The sequence below is a fragment of the Methanomassiliicoccus luminyensis B10 genome (genome assembly GCF_000308215.1).
GTDB classification, from domain to species: Archaea; Thermoplasmatota; Thermoplasmata; order Methanomassiliicoccales; family Methanomassiliicoccaceae; genus Methanomassiliicoccus; species Methanomassiliicoccus luminyensis.
Window position 1 is genome coordinate 68,128 of record NZ_CAJE01000017.1, and the last position, 21,700, is coordinate 89,827.

At 62.8% G+C, this 21,700-nt stretch carries 22 protein-coding genes; 12 read left to right on the top strand and 10 right to left on the bottom strand.

What is annotated here, in order from left to right:
• Positions 1-260: 260 nt before the first annotated feature.
• The 5 genes from WYS_RS10290 (at position 261) to WYS_RS10315 (ending at position 5,321) form a co-directional block, all read left to right on the top strand.
• Complete coding sequence (locus tag WYS_RS10290; RefSeq protein ID WP_026069014.1) at positions 261-1,046, top strand: methanol--corrinoid methyltransferase; 786 nt, start codon at positions 261-263, stop codon at positions 1,044-1,046.
• A 14-nt stretch (positions 1,047-1,060) separates the two neighbouring features.
• Entirely contained in the window at positions 1,061-2,464 is a 1,404-nt protein-coding gene (gene mtaB / locus WYS_RS10295) for a methanol--corrinoid protein co-methyltransferase MtaB (protein ID WP_019178088.1), read from the top strand.
• Positions 2,465-2,786: 322 nt separating this feature from the next.
• Complete coding sequence (locus WYS_RS10305) at positions 2,787-3,065, top strand: hypothetical protein (protein WP_147654305.1); 279 nt, start codon at positions 2,787-2,789, stop codon at positions 3,063-3,065.
• 1 nt (position 3,066) lies between these two features.
• Positions 3,067-4,128, top strand: a complete 1,062-nt coding sequence (locus WYS_RS10310; protein WP_081579952.1) for a DMT family transporter — start codon at positions 3,067-3,069, stop codon at positions 4,126-4,128.
• A 155-nt stretch (positions 4,129-4,283) separates the two neighbouring features.
• Positions 4,284-5,321: a radical SAM protein gene (locus tag WYS_RS10315; RefSeq protein WP_019178092.1), complete on the top strand. Its 1,038-nt coding sequence runs from the start codon at positions 4,284-4,286 to the stop codon at positions 5,319-5,321.
• A 65-nt stretch (positions 5,322-5,386) separates the two neighbouring features.
• On the opposite strand, the gene WYS_RS10320 is transcribed toward WYS_RS10315, so the two are convergent.
• Positions 5,387-6,136, bottom strand: a complete 750-nt coding sequence (locus WYS_RS10320; protein WP_019178093.1) for an ArsR family transcriptional regulator — start codon at positions 6,134-6,136, stop codon at positions 5,387-5,389.
• A 176-nt stretch (positions 6,137-6,312) separates the two neighbouring features.
• Positions 6,313-6,588: a zinc ribbon domain-containing protein gene (locus WYS_RS16660; RefSeq protein ID WP_081579953.1), complete on the bottom strand. Its 276-nt coding sequence runs from the start codon at positions 6,586-6,588 to the stop codon at positions 6,313-6,315.
• A gap of 46 nt (positions 6,589-6,634) precedes the next feature.
• Between WYS_RS16660 and mtnA the strand changes: the two genes are divergently transcribed.
• The 6 genes from mtnA (at position 6,635) to WYS_RS10355 (ending at position 12,064) form a co-directional block, all read left to right on the top strand.
• Positions 6,635-7,660: an S-methyl-5-thioribose-1-phosphate isomerase gene (gene mtnA / locus WYS_RS10330; RefSeq protein ID WP_019178094.1), complete on the top strand. Its 1,026-nt coding sequence runs from the start codon at positions 6,635-6,637 to the stop codon at positions 7,658-7,660.
• Positions 7,661-7,692: 32 nt separating this feature from the next.
• The gene (locus WYS_RS10335; protein ID WP_272898435.1) at positions 7,693-8,286 is read left to right on the top strand and encodes a class II aldolase/adducin family protein; all 594 of its coding nucleotides are present in this window, start codon (positions 7,693-7,695) and stop codon (positions 8,284-8,286) included.
• A gap of 28 nt (positions 8,287-8,314) precedes the next feature.
• Complete coding sequence (locus WYS_RS10340; RefSeq protein ID WP_019178096.1) at positions 8,315-9,460, top strand: NOP5/NOP56 family protein; 1,146 nt, start codon at positions 8,315-8,317, stop codon at positions 9,458-9,460.
• 128 nt (positions 9,461-9,588) lie between these two features.
• On the top strand, positions 9,589-9,972 hold the full coding sequence (locus WYS_RS10345) for a translation initiation factor IF-5A (protein WP_019178097.1): 384 nt from the start codon (positions 9,589-9,591) through the stop codon (positions 9,970-9,972).
• A 2-nt stretch (positions 9,973-9,974) separates the two neighbouring features.
• Positions 9,975-10,877: an agmatinase gene (speB, locus tag WYS_RS15080; protein WP_019178098.1), complete on the top strand. Its 903-nt coding sequence runs from the start codon at positions 9,975-9,977 to the stop codon at positions 10,875-10,877.
• An 83-nt stretch (positions 10,878-10,960) separates the two neighbouring features.
• On the top strand, positions 10,961-12,064 hold the full coding sequence (locus WYS_RS10355; RefSeq protein WP_019178099.1) for a DUF362 domain-containing protein: 1,104 nt from the start codon (positions 10,961-10,963) through the stop codon (positions 12,062-12,064).
• Between the two features lie 30 nt (positions 12,065-12,094).
• On the opposite strand, the gene glmM is transcribed toward WYS_RS10355, so the two are convergent.
• From glmM to WYS_RS10390, 7 genes are all read right to left on the bottom strand, one after another.
• Positions 12,095-13,447 (bottom strand): phosphoglucosamine mutase, encoded by a 1,353-nt coding sequence (gene glmM, locus WYS_RS10360; RefSeq protein WP_019178100.1) that lies wholly within the window; start codon positions 13,445-13,447, stop codon positions 12,095-12,097.
• Positions 13,444-14,136: a DUF47 domain-containing protein gene (locus WYS_RS10365; RefSeq protein ID WP_147654306.1), complete on the bottom strand. Its 693-nt coding sequence runs from the start codon at positions 14,134-14,136 to the stop codon at positions 13,444-13,446. Before WYS_RS10365 ends, glmM begins: the two co-directional genes overlap by 4 nt.
• Positions 14,129-15,220, bottom strand: coding sequence for an ABC transporter ATP-binding protein (locus WYS_RS10370; protein ID WP_019178102.1), 1,092 nt, complete (start codon positions 15,218-15,220; stop codon positions 14,129-14,131). The genes WYS_RS10365 and WYS_RS10370 overlap by 8 nt, the downstream gene beginning before the upstream one ends.
• Complete coding sequence (locus WYS_RS10375; protein ID WP_019178103.1) at positions 15,221-16,318, bottom strand: ABC transporter ATP-binding protein; 1,098 nt, start codon at positions 16,316-16,318, stop codon at positions 15,221-15,223.
• A complete protein-coding gene (locus tag WYS_RS10380) occupies positions 16,318-17,967 on the bottom strand; it encodes an ABC transporter permease (protein ID WP_019178104.1) in 1,650 nt (549 codons plus the stop codon). The genes WYS_RS10375 and WYS_RS10380 overlap by 1 nt, the downstream gene beginning before the upstream one ends.
• 107 nt (positions 17,968-18,074) lie before the next feature.
• A complete protein-coding gene (locus WYS_RS15085; protein ID WP_019178105.1) occupies positions 18,075-19,034 on the bottom strand; it encodes a sugar phosphate nucleotidyltransferase in 960 nt (319 codons plus the stop codon).
• A gap of 42 nt (positions 19,035-19,076) precedes the next feature.
• Positions 19,077-19,292 carry an LSM domain-containing protein gene (locus WYS_RS10390; protein WP_026069018.1) on the bottom strand — a complete coding sequence of 72 codons (216 nt, stop codon included), beginning with the start codon at positions 19,290-19,292 and terminating at the stop codon, positions 19,077-19,079.
• A gap of 264 nt (positions 19,293-19,556) precedes the next feature.
• Between WYS_RS10390 and WYS_RS10395 the strand changes: the two genes are divergently transcribed.
• Positions 19,557-21,176, top strand: coding sequence for a thiamine-phosphate synthase family protein (locus WYS_RS10395; protein ID WP_019178107.1), 1,620 nt, complete (start codon positions 19,557-19,559; stop codon positions 21,174-21,176).
• An 11-nt stretch (positions 21,177-21,187) separates the two neighbouring features.
• On the opposite strand, the gene scpB is transcribed toward WYS_RS10395, so the two are convergent.
• Positions 21,188-21,700 carry an SMC-Scp complex subunit ScpB gene (gene scpB, locus WYS_RS10400; RefSeq protein ID WP_019178108.1) on the bottom strand — a complete coding sequence of 171 codons (513 nt, stop codon included), beginning with the start codon at positions 21,698-21,700 and terminating at the stop codon, positions 21,188-21,190.

Here is a 21,700-nt window from a genome sequence, read left to right on the forward strand (position 1 = left end):
TTCTCTATTGCAATAATCTTGGATATTTCACATCTGGCTATTGCAATTTCAGCTCTCGTGGGGAGATATCGTCCGAACAATCGGCCCCGTCGAGACAATGTGATATAATACTTTTTATATTATAATATTTTACACATATAAGTTTCCCAAGGCTACATTTTCGCAATAGATTAATATACTCAAAATCGGGCTGTTCTTTTCGGAGGGAGGTTTGAGTCTCAAAGTTCGAGCCCCTCCAAGAGGATTTAGGAGTTGAGCAAATGCCAGACTTTGATAATGTAAGCGCCGACAAGATATTGACGAGGTACGATATCCTTGCCGATGCGAAGGACAAGCCTGAGACGATCGCTGAAAGGATCCTCCCCAAGGACCCGGTTCTTAGGAAGGTCGCTGAGGACGTTGTTTTCCTGAAGGCGAAGAACATCCAGGACGATGTCACTGAGGCTCTGAAGACCGTCAAGCCCGAGCAGGTTATCGAGGGCGGGCTGCTGAAGGGAATGGATGTCGTGGCCGAGCTGTACGGACGCGGTATCTACTACCTGCCCCATGTCATGGTAGCATCCGACGCCATGGACAAGGGGATCAAGCTGGCCGAGAAGTCCTTGACCACCGCCAGGAAGCTGAAGGGCACCGTTGTTATGCATGCTGCCGAGGGCGACCCCCACGATATCGGCAAGAACATCGCTGCCGTCCTGCTGAAGTCCAACGGCTACGGGGTAGTTGACCTGGGCAGGGATGTCCTGGTCGACACCGTGGTGAAGTCTGTTGAGGAGAACAAGCCTCAGGTCGTTACCGGCACCGCCCTGATGACCACCACCATGTCCGCGTTCCCCAAGATCGCGGAGAGGCTGCAGGAGAGGGGCATTAACATCCCCTTCATCTGCGCTGGAGGTGCTGTCAACAGGTCGTACGTGGAGTCCTACCCGCTGGGCGTATACGCTGAGAAGGCCGCCAACGGACCTGGCCTCGTGAACAAGGCCACTGCTGGCTGGGACTGGAGGAAGATCAGGGACAACTGGGACGCCATCCAGGCGGGGAAGGTTTAAACGAGGTGACAAAAATGGCTACCAAGAAGTTTACCAAGATGGAAACCGCTTCCGCTGATGACCTCATCTTCGGTGAGGCCAAGTACCCAGTGTCCTACGGCTTGGGCATGAAGGTCGGTGCCGGCACTGTCTACCCTGAGGTCAACTTTGCCCCCAGGCCCGGTGCTGAGAAGAACCCCGAGAGCCTGACCAGGGAGTACGTGGACTACATCGCCACTGACATCATGAACAGGGCGGTGACCCTCGGGTTCCCCGGCGTCCAGCTCGAGAACGAGTGGATCCACCAGATGGGTAACGACCCCAAGAAGTTCGCCAAGCCCGTTGTAGTCGGCCAGAAGGCCGTGCTGCAGAAGTTCCACGACGAGTACGGCATCGCGACCGCCATCAGGCACACCTGCGCTGACCCCAGGCTGGCCGAGGAAGGCCTCAGGTACGGAATGGACAAGCACCACATGTACCCTGAGAAGACCCTCGACTCCTTCGAGGTCGCGGCCGCGAACGGCGCCGATGTGCTGTCCGTGGAGACCATGGGCGGCAAGGAGATCACCGATTATGCGGTGGTCAGGCAGGACATCAAGGGCTGGCTGTTCGGCGGCGGCTACCTCGGCCCCCTGGACATGGAGTGGATCTGGCCCCAGATCGTCGACGTTGCCAAGAAGAACAAGGTCATCGCCGGCGGCGACACCTACTGCGCCTCTGCGAACACCTCCATGTTCATGGCCGGCGGCTACCTCGACAAGGACCTGCCCAGGACCCAGGCTGCCGTGACCCGTGCCATCGCGGCCTCCAGGACCCTGGTGGCCATCGAGTGCGGTGCCACCGGTCCGGACAAGGACTGCGGCTACGAGGGACCGATCCTGAAGGCCATATCCGGCCGCCCGTCCGCCCAGGAGGGCAAGGGCGCTCAGGATGCCCACGCTGATCTGATGGGTAACCTCATCGCTCAGACCGCTGACCTTTGGTCCAACGAGTCCGTGGAGTACCACCCCGAGTTCGGTGGTTCCTCGGTCCAGTGCTGGCTCGGCGTCATCGGCTACGAGGCCGCCCTGATGAACGCAGCCAAGCAGCTGAAGCAGGACAAGATCCTGAGGGACATCTATGTCGCCTCCGACCGCTTCAGGTCGCCTGAGGCCTTCATTCTTGCCTACGACAACGCCTACAAGATCGGCCAGGCCATTGTATCTGAGGGCAACTCCTACTACCTCAGGTCCAAGGCTGCCGGTCTCAAGGCCGCCGAGCTCATCAAGGCGTCCAACGACGCTGGCAAGCTGAAGCTCAGCAGGCAGGAGAAGGACACCCTGAACAAGATCCTGACCGACCTCAAGTCCCTGCCGGACGAGGAAGGTAAGTTCGTCGACTGGGCGCTGAAGGAGTACAAGAACGTGCCTGCCTTCAACCCCAAGAACTACGAGCTGTAAATCTGGTTCAGCGGAGTCGAGATGCCACAAACCCCTTCCCTTTACATTTTTCTGCTATTATTGTTCTGGCCAGATCTCAGGAGATCGGTGCTCAAGAGATCCATACTTCATGCTCGTAGAGATTGAACTCCTCTTCTCCCGGGGCATCGTAGTACATCTTATCAGTATCGGCCAGGCGGAACTCCATTGAAGTGAACAGCCCTGTCGCCGGAAAGTTCTTGACAGCACATCCAGCCGGACCGTCGTGTCGCCGTTCCGGTCTCCATCGATGGATTGGGGCATCTTTATCGCCCCGCTCGACATTTCGGGAACGGGGTGCATCGTGGACAGAAAGAAGACAACGCCCAGACCGGGCGGCCTGACCCGAGAGGAGTTCGAGGGATTGAGGGAGGACATACAGGAGGTCCTCAGCGAACATCCATTATCCCGCTTCACCATAGCTCTCATCGATGAAAACGGTGTGCGCACCACCGACCCAGCGAAGGCGGCGAGGTACGGCATGACCGTGTACGAGGGGGACCGTGTCATCTTCGAGGAGTACGGAGCGGTGCAGGCCGATCGACCGTGGAAGCCCGCGGCGAGGACCGAGGGGACCTCCTGAGATGTTTCCGGGCCGGCAGGGTAGCGCTTCGGCGCGGCCTTTCTTATACATACTAACATCGGCCGCACTGTTCGGCATCAGCGTCCCCGTGGCCAAGCTACTGGTGGCGGACATAGAGCCGGTGGCCCTGGCCGGCCTTCTTTATGCGGGCGCGTTCATCGGCCTGGCCACTTTCCGCGCCGTTTCCCGGGCAAAGGGGAAAGAGAGGCTGGGCGGCCCTATCGTCAGGAGCGACATTCCCTACCTCGCCGGGGCCGTGGCGTCGGGAGGCATCGCCGCCCCCATACTGATGCTCACCGGCCTGACCATGGTGTCGGGCTTCGCCTCCTCCCTGTTCCTGAACCTGGAGGGCATCGCCACCGCGGTCATCGCCCTGGTAGTGTTCAGGGAGCAGGTGGGGAAGAGGACCTGGGCGGCCCTAGCGGCCATGACCGCCGGAGGGGCGCTGCTCACCCTGGGCCCCATGGGCGGCGCCTCCCCCCTGGGGGCGGCGCTGATCGTGCTGTCGATGGCCTGCTGGGGGCTGGACAACAACCTCACCAGCCGCATCTCGGGGAAGGACCCTTCCCAGATCGCCATGCTCAAGGGGCTGGTGGCGGGCAGCGTGTCCCTGGCCTCGGCCGCACTGCTCGGGCAGCTGAGTGGCCTGGGAGCGGAGGTGCTGGCGGCGCTCCTGCTCGGCGCGCTGAGCTACGGGGTCAGCCTGGTCCTGTTCATCTTCGCCCTGGACAAGCTGGGCTCCTCCCGGACGGGGGCGTTCTACAGCTTCGGCCCGTTCGTCGGCGCGGCGGTGTCCATCCCCCTGCTGGGCGAGGCGGTCTCGATCGGAATGCTGCCGGCGGCGGCGCTCATGGCGCTGGGCACTTATCTCCTGGTGACAGAGAAACATTCCCACCGCCACCGGCACGAACGGGTGGTCCACGCTCACCGGCACTCCGAGGACGAGCATCACCATCACCACGAGACGCCGGAAGCGGGAACGCATTTGCACGAGCACGTGCACGAGGCCTTCGAGCATAACCATTCGCACTACCCCGACTCGCACCACCGTCACCGGCACTGAGGCCAGAACGGCACCACTGACCAGTATCCCATATCATCGGCGGGCTTCTAACCTTAATACCAAAGATTATTAAGCAGCTCCGTACCTGGACCAACCGATACGCACTGGAGAGTGAAGTACTGCCCATTACTGACTCGGCGCTGGAGACGATATTGTTGTGCAGATCGGAGCAGGGCAAGCTCCAACAGGACCACTTCGACCGGATGACCCCGTTCCGACTGCAAATAGAGTGTTCCACCGACTGCTCGGCCGACTGCTCCTACTGCTATGCGAGGAGCGTTTCCCCGGGTGAGCCCCTCACCACCCGCGAGATCAAGGGACTGCTCCGCCGCGCCGCCAACATGGGCATCAAGCACGTAGACTGGATGGGGGGAGACCCATTGGAGAGGCCGGACTGGGTCGAGCTTATGCAGTCGGCCCGCTACGCTGGACTGACCAACAACATCTGGACCTGCGGCCCGCTGCTCAATGACGTGGTCAACGCCAAGAGGGTCATCGAGCTCACCCAGGGCGGCTTCGTCATGGTGCACCTCGACTCGCTCGATCCTGACGTTCTCCAGAGCATCCGTTCCACTTACAATCCCAAGACCACCCGCGACACACTGCGGGGGGTGAAGCTCCTCCAGGATATGGGCAAGCCGCCGGAGGAGATAGGTAACCTGATCATGATGACCTCGCAGCATACGGTAGAGGATGTCAAGCAGACCATGTCCACGCTGTACAGCGAATTGGGCATGCGCACCTGCCTGATGACCCTCAAGCCGGTGGACGACGCGGGAAAGCTGTACGGCCTTTTGCCCCGCGCCGACGATGTCAACGCGGCCTACGCCGCGAGGGACGAACTGTTCCTGGAAGGAAAGCGCATGGGCTGCCAGGACTTCCCCAAGCAGTACTGCGGGTCCATAGTGTTCGTGTCCCTCGACGGAAAGGTGTCATCGTGCTACTCCCTGCGCCGCACTCTCGGCTCGGTGAGGGAGCAGACCTTCGAGGACATCGTATCATCGAACGCCTCGTCATTGTTCTTCACCGAGTTCAGGAGGTCGGGCGACGAGGCCTGCACGTCGTGCGACAAGGGGGCCTGCTGGGGCTGCCGGGCCAACGCGTTCTACTTCGGCCGCGGCGTGTATTCGCAGGACCCGCTGTGCTCGCTGACCGAGAACCCCCCGGCCAGCAGCAGCTTCTGCCCCTACTGATTCGTCTACGAAGGCGGGAAAGCCCGCGACCTCAAGGTCCCATGCAGACAACGTGGGAGCGTTGATCAATCATACAGCGTCGGCTCGAGGACGAACTTGCAGAAGTTGCTCTTGGTGCCGAAGCATTCCGAATGCGTCACTCTCAGGGGCACCCCGGTCTTGGTGTCGAAGATCGCTTCCATTATCCCCTCGTTCAGAATGCACAGCGTCTTGCCCACGTCCGGTATGTCCGAAGCGTCGTAGTCGTCCTTGATTATGAGGGTGAGCGGCATCAGGGAGTACACGTTCACCTCGCCCAGCTCGTGCTGCGCGTAGAACTCCTTGACCTCCTCGATGAGGCCCTTCACATCGGTGGACTCCATGTGCTTGGATATGGTGGCCCCGATCTGCCGGCCGATGTCCTTGAGGACCGGGTCCATGTTCAGGCCGATGGCCTCGACCCCGATGACCATGGCCCGCAACTCGCCCTTGAGGAACGACGAGGGGGTCCCGATGCTCTTGTCCACGATGTTGCTGACCGCCTTGCTGAGGTCTTCGCGGGGGACGACGGAGCTGCCGACCGGCTTGGACACCAGGTAGAAGATCTTTCTGCGGTTGTCGGTGGGGTCGTCCCTCGACGCCACCAGGCCCTCCTTGACCATCTTGTCCAGATGCACCGACAGCGTGGACTGCGCCTTCCCGGTGAGCTGGGCTATCTCCGACAGGCTGAGGTCCCGCCTCTGCAGCTCGCTCAGGATCTTCTGGCGGACCGGATTGGAGATCTGCTTGAGACCTGAACTGGTAGAATAAACGTCCAAGGCGGTGCTCTTCTTCATAGCGTGGTCACTTATCGTCGCCTGAATATTAATAAGTTGATGGGAAAGACGATTATTCGTCTGATGGCTAGTGAACTGTTCTAACAGTACAGAGCTTCTTGATTCATTCAGACGGCATGCCTCGTCTTTCGATAAGGCAGGGCCATTCTGTCCACAAGCGTAAGTTCCGGTCGTTCCTACCGTACCTTCTCAATACCTCGTTGGAGGATATTGATGGAAGAATCATGGTCACGCGATAGAGGCGACCCACAGTAGGGACAGTTGTGCCACCGATCGCTAAGCGATTTAGAAACGATTTCGCCGCAGCACGAGCGCTCCTGGCTCGTGCCCCTGGGATCGACCTGGACGAATGTCTTACCAGTTCTCTCAGCCTTGTAAGCCACCATCTTTAATGAGTCACACCGCCCCTGATGGTCCAAGCGAGATCGCCTACCTGAATAATGCCCAGCCATACGAGGATTTTAGTATCGGTGATGGGAATGACTTGGAGGTCATCTCATGAGGGTTCTTCAGGGCAAGAGAAGCAGGGAAGTGAGGGCGGTATGGCATCAGGGCGGGAAGGTCCGCATGATCGATCAGCGCATCCTCCCCGAACGGTTCAAGATCGTGGACTTCACCGACTACCTCCAGATCGCGGAGGCCATCAAGAACATGACCGTGAGGGGCGCGCCCTCCATCGGGGCGACCGCCGCGTACGGCATGGCCCTGGCGGCCAGGAACGGGGCGGACCTGCAGGAGGCCGCCGCCACCTTAAAGGCCACCAGGCCGACCGCGTACGACCTCTTCTACGCCGTGGACCACATGCTCAACTCCCTGGAGCTGGGCGACGACCCTGTGGACGCCGCGGACGGGTACGCCGACCAGATCGTGGAGAAGTGCCGGCTCATCGGCAAGTACGGCGCCGACCTCATTGACGAGGAGTGGAACATCATGACCCACTGCAACGCCGGCGCGCTGGCCACCGTGGACATCGGGACCGCGCTAGCTCCCATCCGCACCGCCTGGACCCAGGGGAAGCATATCTTCGTGTACGTTTCGGAGACGAGGCCGCGCCTCCAGGGCATGAAGCTCACCGCCTGGGAGCTGTACAATGAGGGCATACCGCACAATGTCATCGTTGACGGCGCCTCCGGCGCGATGATGTGCCGCGACACCAATATGGTCATTGTCGGAGCGGACCGCATCGCCGCCAACGGGGACTTCGCCAACAAGATAGGGACCTTTGACAAGGCCGTGCTGGCCCATGAGCTGGCCGTCCCCTTCTACGTGGCCGCGCCGATGTCCACCTTCGACTTCAGCATCGTCAGCGGGGACGAGATCGTCATCGAGGACCGCGCCGAGGAGGAGGTGACCATGATCGGGAACAAGCGCATCGCCCCGAAAGAGGTCACTGCGCTGAACCCCTCCTTCGACATGACCAGGGCGAAGTACGTCACCGGCTTCATCACCGAGATGGGGATCCTGCGGCCCTCGGAGATAGGAGCGCTCCGCAAGGAGCAGTTCTCCGAGGAGGGGGACCTCTGAGCGAGAAAGAGGCAAGGAAGCAGCTGGCCGAGGTGGGCCGGATGCTGTGGGAGAGGAGGCTCACCTACGGCAACGGGGGGAACATCAGCGTCCGGCTGGAGGATGGGAGCATGCTCATCACCCCGTCGGGGGCGTGCAAGGGCATACTCGGACCGGAGCAGATGATCAGGGTGGACATCCAGAGCGGCAAGGCCGAGGAGGGGAAGCGGCCGTCGATGGAGACGCCCTTCCACCTGGGCATCTACCGCCGCCGCCCCGACGTGGGCGCGGTGGTCCACTGCCACCCCCTGTCTTGCACCGTGCTGGCCGTGCAGGGTCGACCGTTCCGCTCCGCCATGACCCCAGAGGCCATCATGGTGCTGGGCGAGCTCGTTCCCACCGTGGCCTATGCCACCCCGGGGTCGGAGGGCCTCGCGAAGAACGTGTCCCAGGGCTTGGGGACGAACAAGGCCTGCCTGCTGGAGAGCCACGGCGCCCTGGCAGTGGGAAAGGACCTGCTGGACGCCTTCAACCGCATGGACACCATGGAGTACATCGCCTCGGTGCAGCTGCGCTGCGAGGAGCTGGGCGGCCTCGACGACCTGCCGGAAGAGGAGATCGCCCGCATCGCGGGGATGACAAAGTAGAAGGGCAGGGAGGGGTTGGAGGTTGGCGATGATCCTGGTAACCAAGTGGTTCGGCGTATTCCTTGTGGACAAGGACAAGGTGGTCCGCCACACCCTTTTCGGCAAGGACCCCAAGCAGATGGCCGAGAAGCTCGCCGCCATCCAGCGCGGGGACGTGCTCCCGGAGGAGGAGAAGCTCGCGGAGAAGCGCATGCACGTGGCCGATCCGCGCCTGTCCAGGCTCGGCAAGCCGGAGGTGTTCGACTCCGCTTTCATCAAGCCGGAGGACTACGGGTACACCCCCCAGCTCATGCAGAAGGTCATGGTCGAGCTGGGGAAGATACGGACCAGGGAGCCGCTTCCGCCGGACCGGTTCATCGTCCAGGCCGTCAGGGCGATGGACGACACCATCGAGATGATCAACCTGATGAGCGAGCGCCTCCACGAGTGGTATGGGCTGCACTTCCCCGAGCTGGCGGACTACGCCGCCGAGGAAAGGTACGTGCGGCTCATCGCCGAGAAGGGCTCCAGGGACGCTGTCCTCTCGGCGCTGGACCTGCAGCTGGAGTCGGTCGGCTCCGAGCTGGAGGACCAGGACCTCGAGACCGTCAGGCAGTTCGCCTCCGCCCTGCTGCAGCTGTACGCTGAGAAGGACCGCCTGGAGGCGTATATCTCCGAGAGGATGCAGGTCGCCGCTCCCAACCTCACCGCCATCGTCGGGGCCAGCCTCGGCGCCAGGCTCATCTCCATCGCCGGCGGGCTGAAACGCCTGTCCAGGATGCCGTCCGGCACCGTGCAGCTGCTGGGCGCGGAGAAGGCGCTGTTCGCCCATCTCCGCCAGGGGAAGAGGCCCCCCAAGCACGGCGTGATCTTCCAGCATCCTACGGTCCACAGGGCCCCGTGGTGGCAGAGGGGGAATATCGCCCGAGCCATGGCCGGGAAGCTGGCCATCGCTGCCCGGGTCGATTATTACAAGGGCAGCTTCGTCGGCGACAAGCTGAACGAGGACCTCGCCAGGAGGGTCGAGGAGATCATGAAGAAGTACCCGGACCCTCCGAAGAAGGAGCCCCAGAAGTTCCAGGGCCAGAGGCCCCAGGGGCCGCGGAGAGGGCCAAGGCCCCCGCAGAGCTTCCGCGGCCAGGACAGGGGAAGGGGCCAGGGGCGCCCCTGGAAGGGGAACAATCCGCGCAGGTGAGGGGGCGCAGGGCGCAAAAGCGCCCCGCTCCGATATTAATCTGGGAAATGCGGCGTTGGTGCTTCGGCGGGGTCGCCGAAACCTAGCAAAATATTTATGGTGGCGGCGGTTTCCGTCAATTGATATTTATGTGGACTCAGGCTGAAGTCAGGGAACTCAAAGTAGGACGCTACATGCTGATCGATGAGGAGCCCTGCAAGATCCTCTCCATTGACACTTCCAAGCCAGGGAAGCACGGTGAAGCGAAATCTCGCATAGATGCCGTAGGCCTTTTCGACGGGAAGAAGAGAAGCGTCGTCCACCCCGTCAAGCATAAGGTCCAGATACCCATGATCGACAAGCGGAAGGGTCAGATCCTGAATATCGCAGGGGACGAGATCCAAATGATGGACCTGGAGACTTTCGAGCAGTTCTCGTTGCCCATCGACGAGGAGTTCAAGGGCCAGCTCAATGCGGGCGAAGAGGTCCTGTACATGGTGGCCATGGGCAAGCGGAAGATCACCAAGGTATAACGATGTCCTTGCCCGGCATCACGTTCCTGGGCGCCGATTCGTCGTACGAGGACGCCAAGTACATCATCGTAGGCGTGCCCTTCGATCGGACCACCACTTACCGGCCCGGTACGAGATCGGCGCCGAACGCGATACGTGAGGCATCGTACAATTTCGAGAAGTTCCTTTTCGAGCACAACATCGACCTCAACGATGTCAAGACCCACGACATGGGGGACCTGGGCGACTACGAGTCCCCTCAGGAGATGGTCGAGGCCGCCGGAGAGGTCGCCAAGAGGATAGTGAGGGATGGCAAGTTCCCCATATTCCTGGGCGGAGAGCACTCCGTGTCCATACCAGCCATAACGGCGTTCAAGGACGTGGGGGTCATCTCCATCGACGCCCACCTGGATTACCGCGACTCGTACATGGGGCAGAGGTACAGCCACGCCTGCGTTTCCCGGCGGACGGCGGAGCACGTGGGCCGGGACAACCTCCTGGTGTTCGGCATACGCTCCATGTCCAAGGAGGAGGCGGCCCTCGACGATAAGCCTGAGTACATCGACGCCTACACCATCGCCGAGGAAGGAGTGGAGAAGGCGTTCAAGAGAGCGCTCAACATCATCAAGAAGGACAAGATCTACCTGTCCCTGGACATCGACGGGATCGACCCGGCCTTCGCTCCCGGGACCGGGGTCCCCGAGCCGTTCGGACTGACGTCCCTGGACGTCAAGAAGTGCATCAGCATGCTGGGCCCGCGCATGGTCGGATTCGACGTGGTGGAGATATCCCCGCCCTTCGACAAGGGCAACACCTCCGCTCTGGGCGCGCGGATGGTGCAGGAGGCCATCGCCGTCTCCTGGAAGTACCGCAGCAAGGGGGACAAAGAGCATGTCAACGGCATCTCCTCCCTGTTCCGGCGCTGAGCGCCGGTCATTATTTTCCTGGTGCGCGGCCCCATCGGTTGAAATAGAATGGATTGCGATGCCCCTTCAGAGGAGACGGGGCCGTGTCGAGCAAGGTCTATTTTTTCAATCTCAGGTCGAGGTCGGACAGGGACAGCAAGGTCAACAAGGTCGATAGACTGTTCGACCACGCCGGTCTGGACAAGGTCATCGAGGAGAACGATCTGACCGCGATAAAGCTGCACTTCGGGGAGAGGGGGAACGACACCTACATCAACCCGGTGTTCGTCCGCAGGGTGGTGGACAAGGTGAAGGCCCAGGGAGCGAAACCGTTCCTCGCCGACACCAACACGCTTTACTCGGGATCGAGGCACAACTCGGTCGACCATCTCATCACCGCGCTGGAGCATGGGTTCGGCTACACCGTCACCGGCGCCCCCATTATCATAGCGGACGGGCTAAAGAGCGACGGCATCGCCGAGGTCAGGATCGACAAGAAGCACTTCTCATCGGTCAAGCTGGCCAGGGACATCGTTTCCGCGGACAGCGTCATTGTCATGTCGCACTTCAAGGGCCACGAGCTTACCGGGTTCGGGGGAGCGATAAAGAACATGGCCATGGGCGGGGCCCCCGCCTCGGGGAAGCTGGAGCAGCACTCCTGCCGCATGGCGGTTAACCAGGAGAAGTGCATCGCCTGCGGGGAGTGCGAGAAGGTGTGCCCCCAGGACGCCATCCAGATCGAGGAGAAGGCGGAGATAACGACGGAAGGCTGCATCGGGTGCGGAGAGTGCATCACGGTGTGCCCGGAGAAGGCCATCGACATCGACTGGACCACCGACGTGCCGGAGATGATGGAGCGCATGACCGAGTACGCCTACGGGTTCGCGGCGTCGCACCCCGGCCGCATCGGCTACATCAGCTTCCTGATGAACATCACCCCCGACTGCGACTGCATCCCCTGGAGCGACGCGCCCATCGTGCCGGACATCGGCATCCTGGCGTCGACCGACCCGGTGGCCATCGATCAGGCCTGCTACGACCTGGTGAACAAGCAGGTCGGCCTGCACGGCTCCAAGCTGGAGAATGAGCATGCCGCGGGCGGGGACAAATTCAAGGGGACCTGGCCGCTGGCCAGCCCCACCGTCCAGCTGAGTTACGCCGAGGAGCTGGGCATGGGGTCCCGCGACTACGAGCTCATAACGCTGTGAGCGTCGCCGAGCTCGACTGGGCCGAAGGCTTCACTCCTCGATGAGGTCGGAGAGGACCTTCTCGCACTCGTCGGAGCGCCTCTTCGCCTCGTCCAGCGTCCTGGCCTCGGAGTACACCCGGAACAGCGGCTCGGTGCCGGACGGCCGCACCAGGGTCCAGCCCCCGGAATAGCATATCTTGACCCCGTCGGTGGTGTCCACGGAGTCCTTGCAGTAGTACTCCACCAGCGCGGCCAGCACCCTCTCCTTCCGGTCGTCGGGGCATTCCAGCTTGCGCTTGTCCTGGCAGTACTGGGGTATCGCGTCCACCAGCTCGGAGAGCGGCCCCTGCTTCGACACGATCTCCAGCATCTTGGCCACGGTCATGGCCCCGTCGCGGCAGTACTGGTGCTTGGGGAAGATCAGTCCGCCGTTCTCCTCGCCCCCGAACACCGCTCCGACCTCGATCATCTTCCTCGCCACCACGGGAGCGCCGACGCGGGTGTACAGGACCTCCCCGCCCTCGGCCCTGACCATGTCCTCCACGCACGCCGACGACGATACCGGCGTGACCACGATGCCCCCGCCGTTCTCGCGCACCATGGCGGCAGCGGTGATGGCGAGGCTCTTGTCGCCGTACATGTAGCGGCCCCGGTCGTCGATAAAGATGGTGCGGTCGGCGTCCCCGTCATGAGCGATGCCCATGTCCGCGCCGGTCTCCTTCACCATGGCGATGAGGTCCTTCAAATGAGCCTCCACCGGCTCGGACGGATGGCCCGGAAAGGTTCCCAGGGGGTTCCCGTTGAGCGTGATGGCCCGCACGTTCAGCTCGTCGAGGAGCTGGGGCGCCGAGGCCACCCCCGCGCCGTTGGCGCAGTCCAGGACGGCGGTGAGGCCAGCCCCGCGCACGGCATCCAGGTCGGTGAAGCGCTTCACCGAGGACAGGTACGCGGGAACGGCCCCGGTGGCCTGGTGCATCCTTCCCACGGCCTTCCAGTCCTGGGAACGGAAGGTCCTGGTGAAGTACAGCCGCTCGATCTCCTCCTCCTTATGCCGCGGCATCTCGGTGCCGTCGGAGTCCACGCACTTGATGCCGTTGAACTCGGGAGGATTGTGGGAAGCGGTGATCATGACCCCGCCCGACAGCCGGTTCGCCTTCACGTAGTGCTGCACCACCGGGGTGGGGACGAGGCCGAGGTCCAGCACCTCGACGCCGGCGCACATGAGCCCGGCCGCCACGGCGCTCTTGATCATGGCCGCGGAGGTCCGGGAATCGTTCCCTATGGCCACCCTGCCGCCCATGAAAGTTCCGATCGCCTTGCCGAGGTCCATGGCCAGCTGGACGTCCATATCCTTGTTGATGACGCCCCTGACCCCATTGGTGCCGAAGAGCCTGTCGGTCATGCTATCTTGCCTTTGTGAGCTTCGGAGATAAGCAATATGTGGATGATGTCAGCAACGTCCTTGCAGGAGTCCGCGGAGTTCTCGATGCCGTGGAGCATGTCGCGGAGGAGGAACACCGCGCGGGGGTCGGTCTCGGAGAACAGTATCTCCTTCTTGGTGCGGAAGTACATGCTGTCCAGGACCTCTTCCAGCCTCTCCACCTCGCGGGAGTGGGCGTTGGCCCGGTCCCAGTTGACCCCCAGGTTCTCTATGCTTACGAGCAGCTCGCGGGGAGCCTTCTCCAGCTCCTTGGTCATCTCGTGGTAGTGCACCCACAGCTCGGTGGGCACCTTCACGTTGGCCTCGAGGATAAGCTGGAGGTTCATGCCCGCTTCCTTGGCCCAGTCGGCAATGTAGTCGATGCGGCGGACCATGCGCATGAGGTCGCTGCGCTCCCTGGCGTCCATGTCCCCCTTGGAAAGCTCCTCGCTGATGGCCTCCTCTATGCTGTCCGCTTCCTGCTCAGTGAGCATCATGCGGGACAACGCCTCCATGGCCCGGTCCCGGTCGCCCTGGGTCAGCGCGGTGATCGCCTTGTTCAGCTCGGACACGCTGTCCCCCACCGAGCGCAGGTGGTCCCATATCCCTTTCATCACCACCGTCTCGCGGCGCTTCCCGAACCAGTCCATCAACGATTTGCGTTCATTCAAGCTTGATCGCCTCCGCAACTCCTCCCAGCGGTCTCTGGTAGATCATCCCCGATCTCTTGCTCCAGACCAGGCTCACATCGTCCCCCAATTTATAATCTCTGTCCTCGGATGCTGCCACATCGAACTCCATGACGTCCTCGCTGTCCGCTTCCGCGGTGATGCGGACATATGTGCCCATGTAGGTCATGGAGCTTATCTTGGCGTGAAGCCCCGCCGGGACATGGGCGGGATGGACCCTCTCGGGCCTTATGGACAGCACCACGGCGTCGCCGCCCTTGAACGGGGAGGGCTGCGCCTCCACCACCGTGCCGTCGCGCAGCTCCACCAGGGAGGCCTCCTCGGTCACGCCCCTCACCACCCCCTCCAGCAGGTTGGTCTCCCCGATGAAGTTCGCGGTGAACAGCTCCTTGGGGGTGCGGTACATCGCCTCGGGGGTCCCCGTCTCCACGATGCGCCCGTTCTTCATCAGGACGATGCGGTCCGAGACGGTCATGGCCTCCTCCTGGTCGTGGGTGACGTGCACGACCGTCAGCCCGAGGGACTTGGCCAGGCGGCGCAGCTCGTACCGCAGGTCCATGCGCACCCTGGCATCCAGCGCCGACAGCGGCTCGTCCAGCAGGAGCAGGTCGGTCCCCGAGGCCAGGGCCCGGGCGAGGGACACCTTCTGCTGCTCCCCTCCCGACAGCTCGGAGGGGAGCATGTCCATCCGGTCGAGGAGCTTGACCATGTCGAGGTATCTCTTGGGCACCTCGTTGACCTTGTCATCTCCCATGTCCCTCACGATGGGGCCGTACGCCACGTTGTCCAGGGCGGTCAGGTGGGGGAACAGGGCGATGTTCTGGAACACGTAGGCTATGCCCCTCTCCTCCACCGGCACCCCGGCCATGTCCCTGCCCCCGATGAGCACGGTGCCGGTGGTCGGCTCCAGTATCCCGGCGATCATCCTGATCAGGGTGGTCTTGCCGCATCCCGAGGGCCCCAGGATGGTCACGTACTCCTTGTCCTCGATGACCAGGTCGATGTCGCACGAGGCGGTGACCTTGCCGAAGCACTTGCTTATGCCCCTCAGTTCCACTGTCGGCATCTAATCCACCCTCAGCTCCTGTTCCAGCCCGCCCTCGGGGTACGGGAACACCGAGGCGTTCCATATGTTCCAGTTCAAACCGACCCGGTCGCCCACCTTGACCTGGTCCTTGCGGCTGGCCGGCAGCTTGACGGAGTATCGGCCGAGGCCCTCCACATCCACGTCCAAGTGCACGATGCGGCCCTCGAAGAGGGTTCGTTCCACGGTGCCGGTCAGGAAGGCGTCGCTCTCCCTGACCACCCGGACGTTGCCGACCTTGATGGCCACCGCCACCTTGCAGTCCACTGGGAGGTCGCAGGGCCTGGCGAACACCGTCCGCCCCGCCTCGTCCTGCACGGTGGTGATCCTTCCGCTGCCGGAGGTTACGACGTTCCCGACGAAGAAATTGGACTGGCCCACGAAGTTGGCCACGAACGGCGTGGCGGGGTCGTCGAACACTTCTTTCGGGGTCCCGACCTGAATGATGCGGCCGCTCCGTATCACCGCGATGCGGTCGGCCATCACCAGCGCTTCCTCCTGGTCGTGGGTGACATGGAGGACCGTGAGCCTCAGCTCCTTGGCCAGGGAACGCAGCTCGTGGCGGAGGTCGATCCTCAGCCTTGCGTCCAGGGCCCTCAGCGGCTCGTCCAGCAGGAGCACGTCGGGATCGGTGGCCAGGGCCCTGGCCAGAGCGTTCCTCTGCTGCATGCCCCCCGACAGCTCGCGGGGGTAGGAGTCGGACCGCTTGGTCAGCCTCACCAGGTCGAGCAGGGACGCCAGGGTCTGCCGCTTCTCCTCGTCCGGGACCTTCCTGATGTTCGGCCCGAACAGGATGTTCTCCGCCACCGTCATGGACGGGAACAGGGAGTAGGTCTGGGAGAGCAGGACGGCGCTGCGGGCCTCCGGCTCCAGCCTGGTGATGTCGCGCTGGTCGAACAGCACATTCCCGGAATCCGGCCGGGTCAGCCCGGCGATGATGCGGAGAATCGTGGTCTTCCCCGCGCCGGTCGGCCCCAGGAGGCACATGTACTCCCCGTCGCGGACCTCCAGCTCCAGCCCGTTGGCGGCCTGGATGTCGTCGTAGTGCTTGCTCACGTTGTGCAGGGATATGGTCGGCATTACGCCACCTCCTTCCGGGTGGCGTAGCGGAGCAGCAGCATGGCCAGGTAAGAGATCACTATGAGGATTATGCAGGCCATGGCGGCCTGGTAGTACATGTGGCCCTCCACCAGGCTCACGATGTAGACCGGGGCCACCGGGGCATCCTCGCCCAGGACCGCCAGCGTCGCCCCCGTTTCCCCCAGGCTTCTGGTGAAGGCCATGATCGCGCCGGCCAGGATGGACCCCTTGACCAGGGGGTACAACACCCTGCGAAAGCTCTGGATCGGCCGGGCCCCCAGGGTCCTGGCCGTCTCCTCATAGGACGGGTTGACCTCCTCCACCGCGCCGGCCACGTTGCGGACCACTAGGGGGTAGGTGAAGGCGACGTGCACCAACACCAGGATGAGGGGGCCGAAGGTCGACGACATGCCCACCTGGCTCCAGAACATGCTCAGCGATATCCCCAGCGCGGCGGTGGGCACGATAAGGGGCACGTTGACCAGGACGTCCAGGATATGGGACGCTTTGCGGTCGCGGTTCTTGGAAATGTACAGGGCGAACGGTATGCCCAGGACCAGGTCGATGACGGTGACTATGCCGGCCAGGGCGAAGGACGAGGACAGGGCTCCCCAGAAGGCGGACCAATCGGAAGCGGCAGGTTCGGAGAACAGGACGAAGGTGAAGATGAAGAAGGAGGGGATGAGCACTATGAGCGCGAGGAACAATACCGCCAAGCCGTCCTTGATCTTGGGGAACGCTCCCTTGCTCAGGAGCTTCTCGGGCATGGGCCATACCTTCCGCAGGGGCAGGTGGAACTTCATGATGATGAGCTTCAGGATGACCAGGAGGACGAGCGACAGGACGATGAGTATGATGGACACTACGGCCAGGGCGGGGCCGTAGGAGGGGTCCGATCCCGACAGCGTCTTCCATGCGCCGATCAGGGTGGGGCCGGTGGCGAACGTATCGGACGCCCCCATGGTGGACAGGGCGATCATGGTGCCGCCGGTCTCGCTCATGCTGCGGGCGAAGCACAGGATGACGCCGGTGGCCAGCCCGGCCCGGAACAGGGGGAGGGTGATGGTCCTCGCGGCAGTGAGGCGGCTCGCCCCCAGGGTCCTTCCCGCGGTCTCGTACGTTTCGTCTATTTCATCCAGTATCGCCGTGAGGGACCGCACCATGTAGGGGTACGAGAACACCACGTGCAGCAGGATGATCAGCAGGAACGGGGAGCTGATGCCCAGCCCGAAGCTTGACATGGAGAACGGGGGAGCGTCCGGCGTGGTCGCCCAGAAGATCGCGGCGGAGAAGCCCAGCGCGGCGGTGGGGACCGCCAGGGGCATGTCGATCATGGTGTCGAGGAACCTCTTGCCCCGGAACTCCTTGCGCACCATCATCCAGGCTATCGGCAGGCCGGCCAGGAAGTCTATGACCGTGACGATGCCGGCGATGGCAAAGGAGGCCATGACGGCGTCGAGGATGATGTCGAGCGTCTCCGGCTGGCCGATCACGACGGTAATGGAATCCCAGTCGGTGAAAACATAAGAGATGACGTAGACGGTGGGAAGGATGACGAAGAACAGAAAGAAGGCGATGATGAAGACGGTCCATCCCGTCCGGAAGCCCCTACCGCTGACGAAATCGATAAGCCAATCCCTGCGCTTCATGGCCAGACCAGGACCTTACGGGTGCGGTAGAGTATGATGTGATATATACCTTACCGAACCGACAATATATTCTCATTAATGAATATATTGTGCGGTCTATCGTGCGGTCACGCCAGGATCTCGTCGATCACACGCTGTCCCTTCCCCACTGCCACCCCAGGGCCGACTATGGAGCCGCGGACCACCGCCCCTTCGCCCACCGAGGCGCCGCAGAGCAGCATGCTCTCCGAGACCTCCGCCCCGGCGGAAACGGTGACGCCGTTCTCGGCGTACACGTGGGGGCCGATCCGGCACCCCTTCAGGCGGGCGCGCTGGAGCATGTTGGCCCCCACCACCTCGGCGCCCTCATTGGTCAGGCCGGGGGACTCGCTGCTCCCGCTGATACCCAGCAGGGTCCTCTGCGCCCTCAGGTAGTTCTCCCGGGTGCCGCAGTCGATCCAGTACCCCTTGAGCTCGTAGCCGTATAGGCCGCAGTCCAGCATGCTGGGGAACACCTCGCGCTCCAGCGATACCACTCCATCGGGAATGAGGTCCAGGACATCCCTCTCGAAGATGTAGACCCCCGCGTTGATGGAGTTGGAGATCGCCTCCTCCATATCGGGCTTCTCCTGGAACCGAGTAACGCGTCCCCTGCTGTCCCTGGCCACTACCCCGAAGGCGGTGGGATCCTCCACTTCCCAGAGGGACATCGTGGCGATGCCCCCATGGGAGCGATGGTACCGCAGCATGTCGCTGAGGTCCGCGGAGGCCACCACGTCGCCGTTGAAGGCGATGAAGGTATCGTCGAGGTACCGGGATACGTTCCTCACCGCGCCTCCGGTGCCCAATGGCCGGTCCTCGTTGACGAGGATCACCTCCCTGCCCACGTCATGCTCCCGGAAGTACTGCTCTAAAGTGTCCTTCATATACGACACCGCCAGGATGACCGTGTCCACTTCCGGGGGGAGCGGGTCGATTATATGGCACACCAAGGGCTTGCCTAGCAGGGGCACCAGCGGCTTGGGCATAGCGTAGGTGAGCGGGCGGAGCCGCGTTCCCAGGCCGCCGGCCAGAATTAGAGCCTTCATCCGGTCACTCTATGTCGGCTTAAAGAGAAGAAGGCAGCTCCCTCAGATCGGGGAGATGCTCACTACGTTGTTGCCGCGAAGCACCACGGTGCCCAGCCGCCTGGTCTGCTCAGAAGTGCGCTCCTCGGTGTCCTCAATGACCATGTTCATGTAGTCATCGTAGCCGGCGAGCTTTCCCTCGAGGACCCTGTTGTCCTTGAGCAAGAGGGAGATCCGGTGGTCCATTGACTTCTCGAGCAAAGCGAGTGGCATTACCATAAATAATCACTAAGCGTGTCATTGCTGGAATGGAATTTAAGCTTTCCGCAGAACGGAACGGTCGCCGATAGCGGATTGACTTTGTCCCGCGGTCCCCGGGCCCAGGTGCCATCGTCCATATTGACCGGGACAGGTTTTCGCTCCTTTCGAAAAGACGTTGCCGGCAATCGTGGGGGCGGACCGCGCTTGACATATTATTTACACAATGCATAAATAGGAACGTCATTTAGGAGAATCCATCCAGATATTACGGAGAATGAGAACGTGGACGAGGACATCGAGATGTATGGGCGGATGAAGGTCGCGGTGGACAGGATCGAGAGCTGCGGGCCGTTCGCCTCCTTGGTGCCGGAGGTGCGGACCAACTTCGTCTACGCCCGCGCCGGGGCCAGGGACAGGAACGATGTCCTGGCCGTGGAGGGGCGCATCACCGTGGTAGGCGGACGGCCCCAGGCGGCCGGGCCGATAAGGTTCGGAGCGTCCAGCCACATGGCCCGGTTCATGGTGCATGTGCACAGGGCTTTCCCTTCCGTCAGGGCGGGGATCAACTTCTCCAACGATCCTTCCCTGGTCAGGTTCCTGGAGGGGTATTGCGCGAAGAAGGGATGGAGCCTCATCGCCGTGGACCGCTCCCATGAGCCGGACGAGATCAAGGAGCAGGAGGAGGCGTCAATGCCCTGGAAGGCGGGGGAGGTGCTGCGGCTGGCCGGCAGCAGGGCGCCGAAGGTCATCTACGAGAACGGCGCCGTGGGGAAGGAGCCGGTGACGGCCATCCTGGGGACCGATCCCATCGAGGTGGCCGAGGAGATGTGCGAGCTGGCCCAAGCGTACCAGGCGTTCCGCTCCCCGCCGCCGGTGGTGGGCAAGGTGCACACCAAGACCCTGGAGGCGATGCTGAAGGACCGGCTGGGAGCACCCACCGACAAGCTGCTGGTACCTCCGCGCTCGGGGGTGGACTCCGGAGTGGTGGACATCGGCGGCGGAAAGGTGCTGGTAGTGGCCGAGGACCCCATATTCATCATGCCCGGCATGCCGCTGGACTTCTTTGGCTGGGTCACCGTGCACATCGGCGCGAGCGACGTGGCGGTGATGGGGGTCCGGCCGCAGTTCATGACCTATTCTCTGCTACTTCCTCCGGGCACCCCGGACCGCGACCTGGAGGTCATCGTCGACTCGGTGCATCGGGCGGCCAGGGACCTCGGGATCACCATCGTGGGCGGCCACACCGGCTACTATCCAGGGTTCACCAGCCCCACCATCGGCGGCATCACCGTGTTCTCCGTAGTGGACAAAGAAGCCTACATCACGCCCCAGGGCGCCAGGCCCGGGGACGACGTGCTCATCACCAAGGGCCCGGCCATCGAGGCCTCGGGGGCCCTGGGGGTGCTGGGACGGGACGAGCTGGCGGCCCGGTACGGGGAGGATATCACGGCGAGGGCCGCCGCCCTCACCAGCAAGGTCACGGTGGTCAAGGACGCCCTGGCCGCCCGGGAGGCCGGCGGGGTCACCGCCATGCACGACGCCACCGAGGGCGGCGTGGCCGGGGGGCTCTACGAGGTCGCCGCCGCGTCCGGGGTGGGGATGGAGGTGGATGAAAGAAAGATGCCCTTCCCCCAAGAGGTCAAGGCGGTGTGCGAGATGTACGGCATGGACCCGCTGAAGGCCATCTCGGAGGGCACCCTGATCCTCACCTGCGACCCCTCGAGCTCGCGGCGCGTCATGGAGGCCCTTCGCCGGGAGGGCATCGAGTCCGCGGTCATCGGCAAGGCCACCGCCGACCCGGGGACGCGGAGGATGACCCGCCGGGACGGCACCGTCGAGGAGCTGGAGATGCCGGGACAGGATCCCTTCTGGCCTATCTTCTTCAAGGTCCTGGGCGCGTAAGCGCCGGGGGCTCACTGCTCGCCCTGGGCCTTTTTCTCCATCCACTTCTTGATGGCGGTCTTGCTCGACCCCTCGATCCCGAAGTATTCGGAGAACCGCTTGGTGGTGGAGAGCTGCAGCGTCTGCCCCTTCTTCCTTGCCGTCACCAGGCCGAGCTTGGAAAGCTCCCTGACGTCCTCGTAGACCCGGCCGCCCAGCGTCCTGGCGAGGTCGCTCTGCAGCACTGGCTGATGGTACGCCACCATGGCGGCAGTGCGGAGCACGTCGTCCGGCACCTCCTGGGGGGAGAACTGCCGCCCGAACGGCCGGTACGCCTCCCTCACTACCAGGGAGTACCCGGTGCCCGTCTTCGCCACTTCGATGGCCGAGCCCCTCTCGTCGTACTCCTTCTGCAGCTGCTTGATGGCCTTCCGGACCACCGTCCCGTCCATCTGCGCCTGGAGCTCTATGTCCGATACCTTCACCGGCTGGGACGAGGAGAACAGCACCGCTTCCACGATGCGCACCGGGTCCAGGTCCAGCAA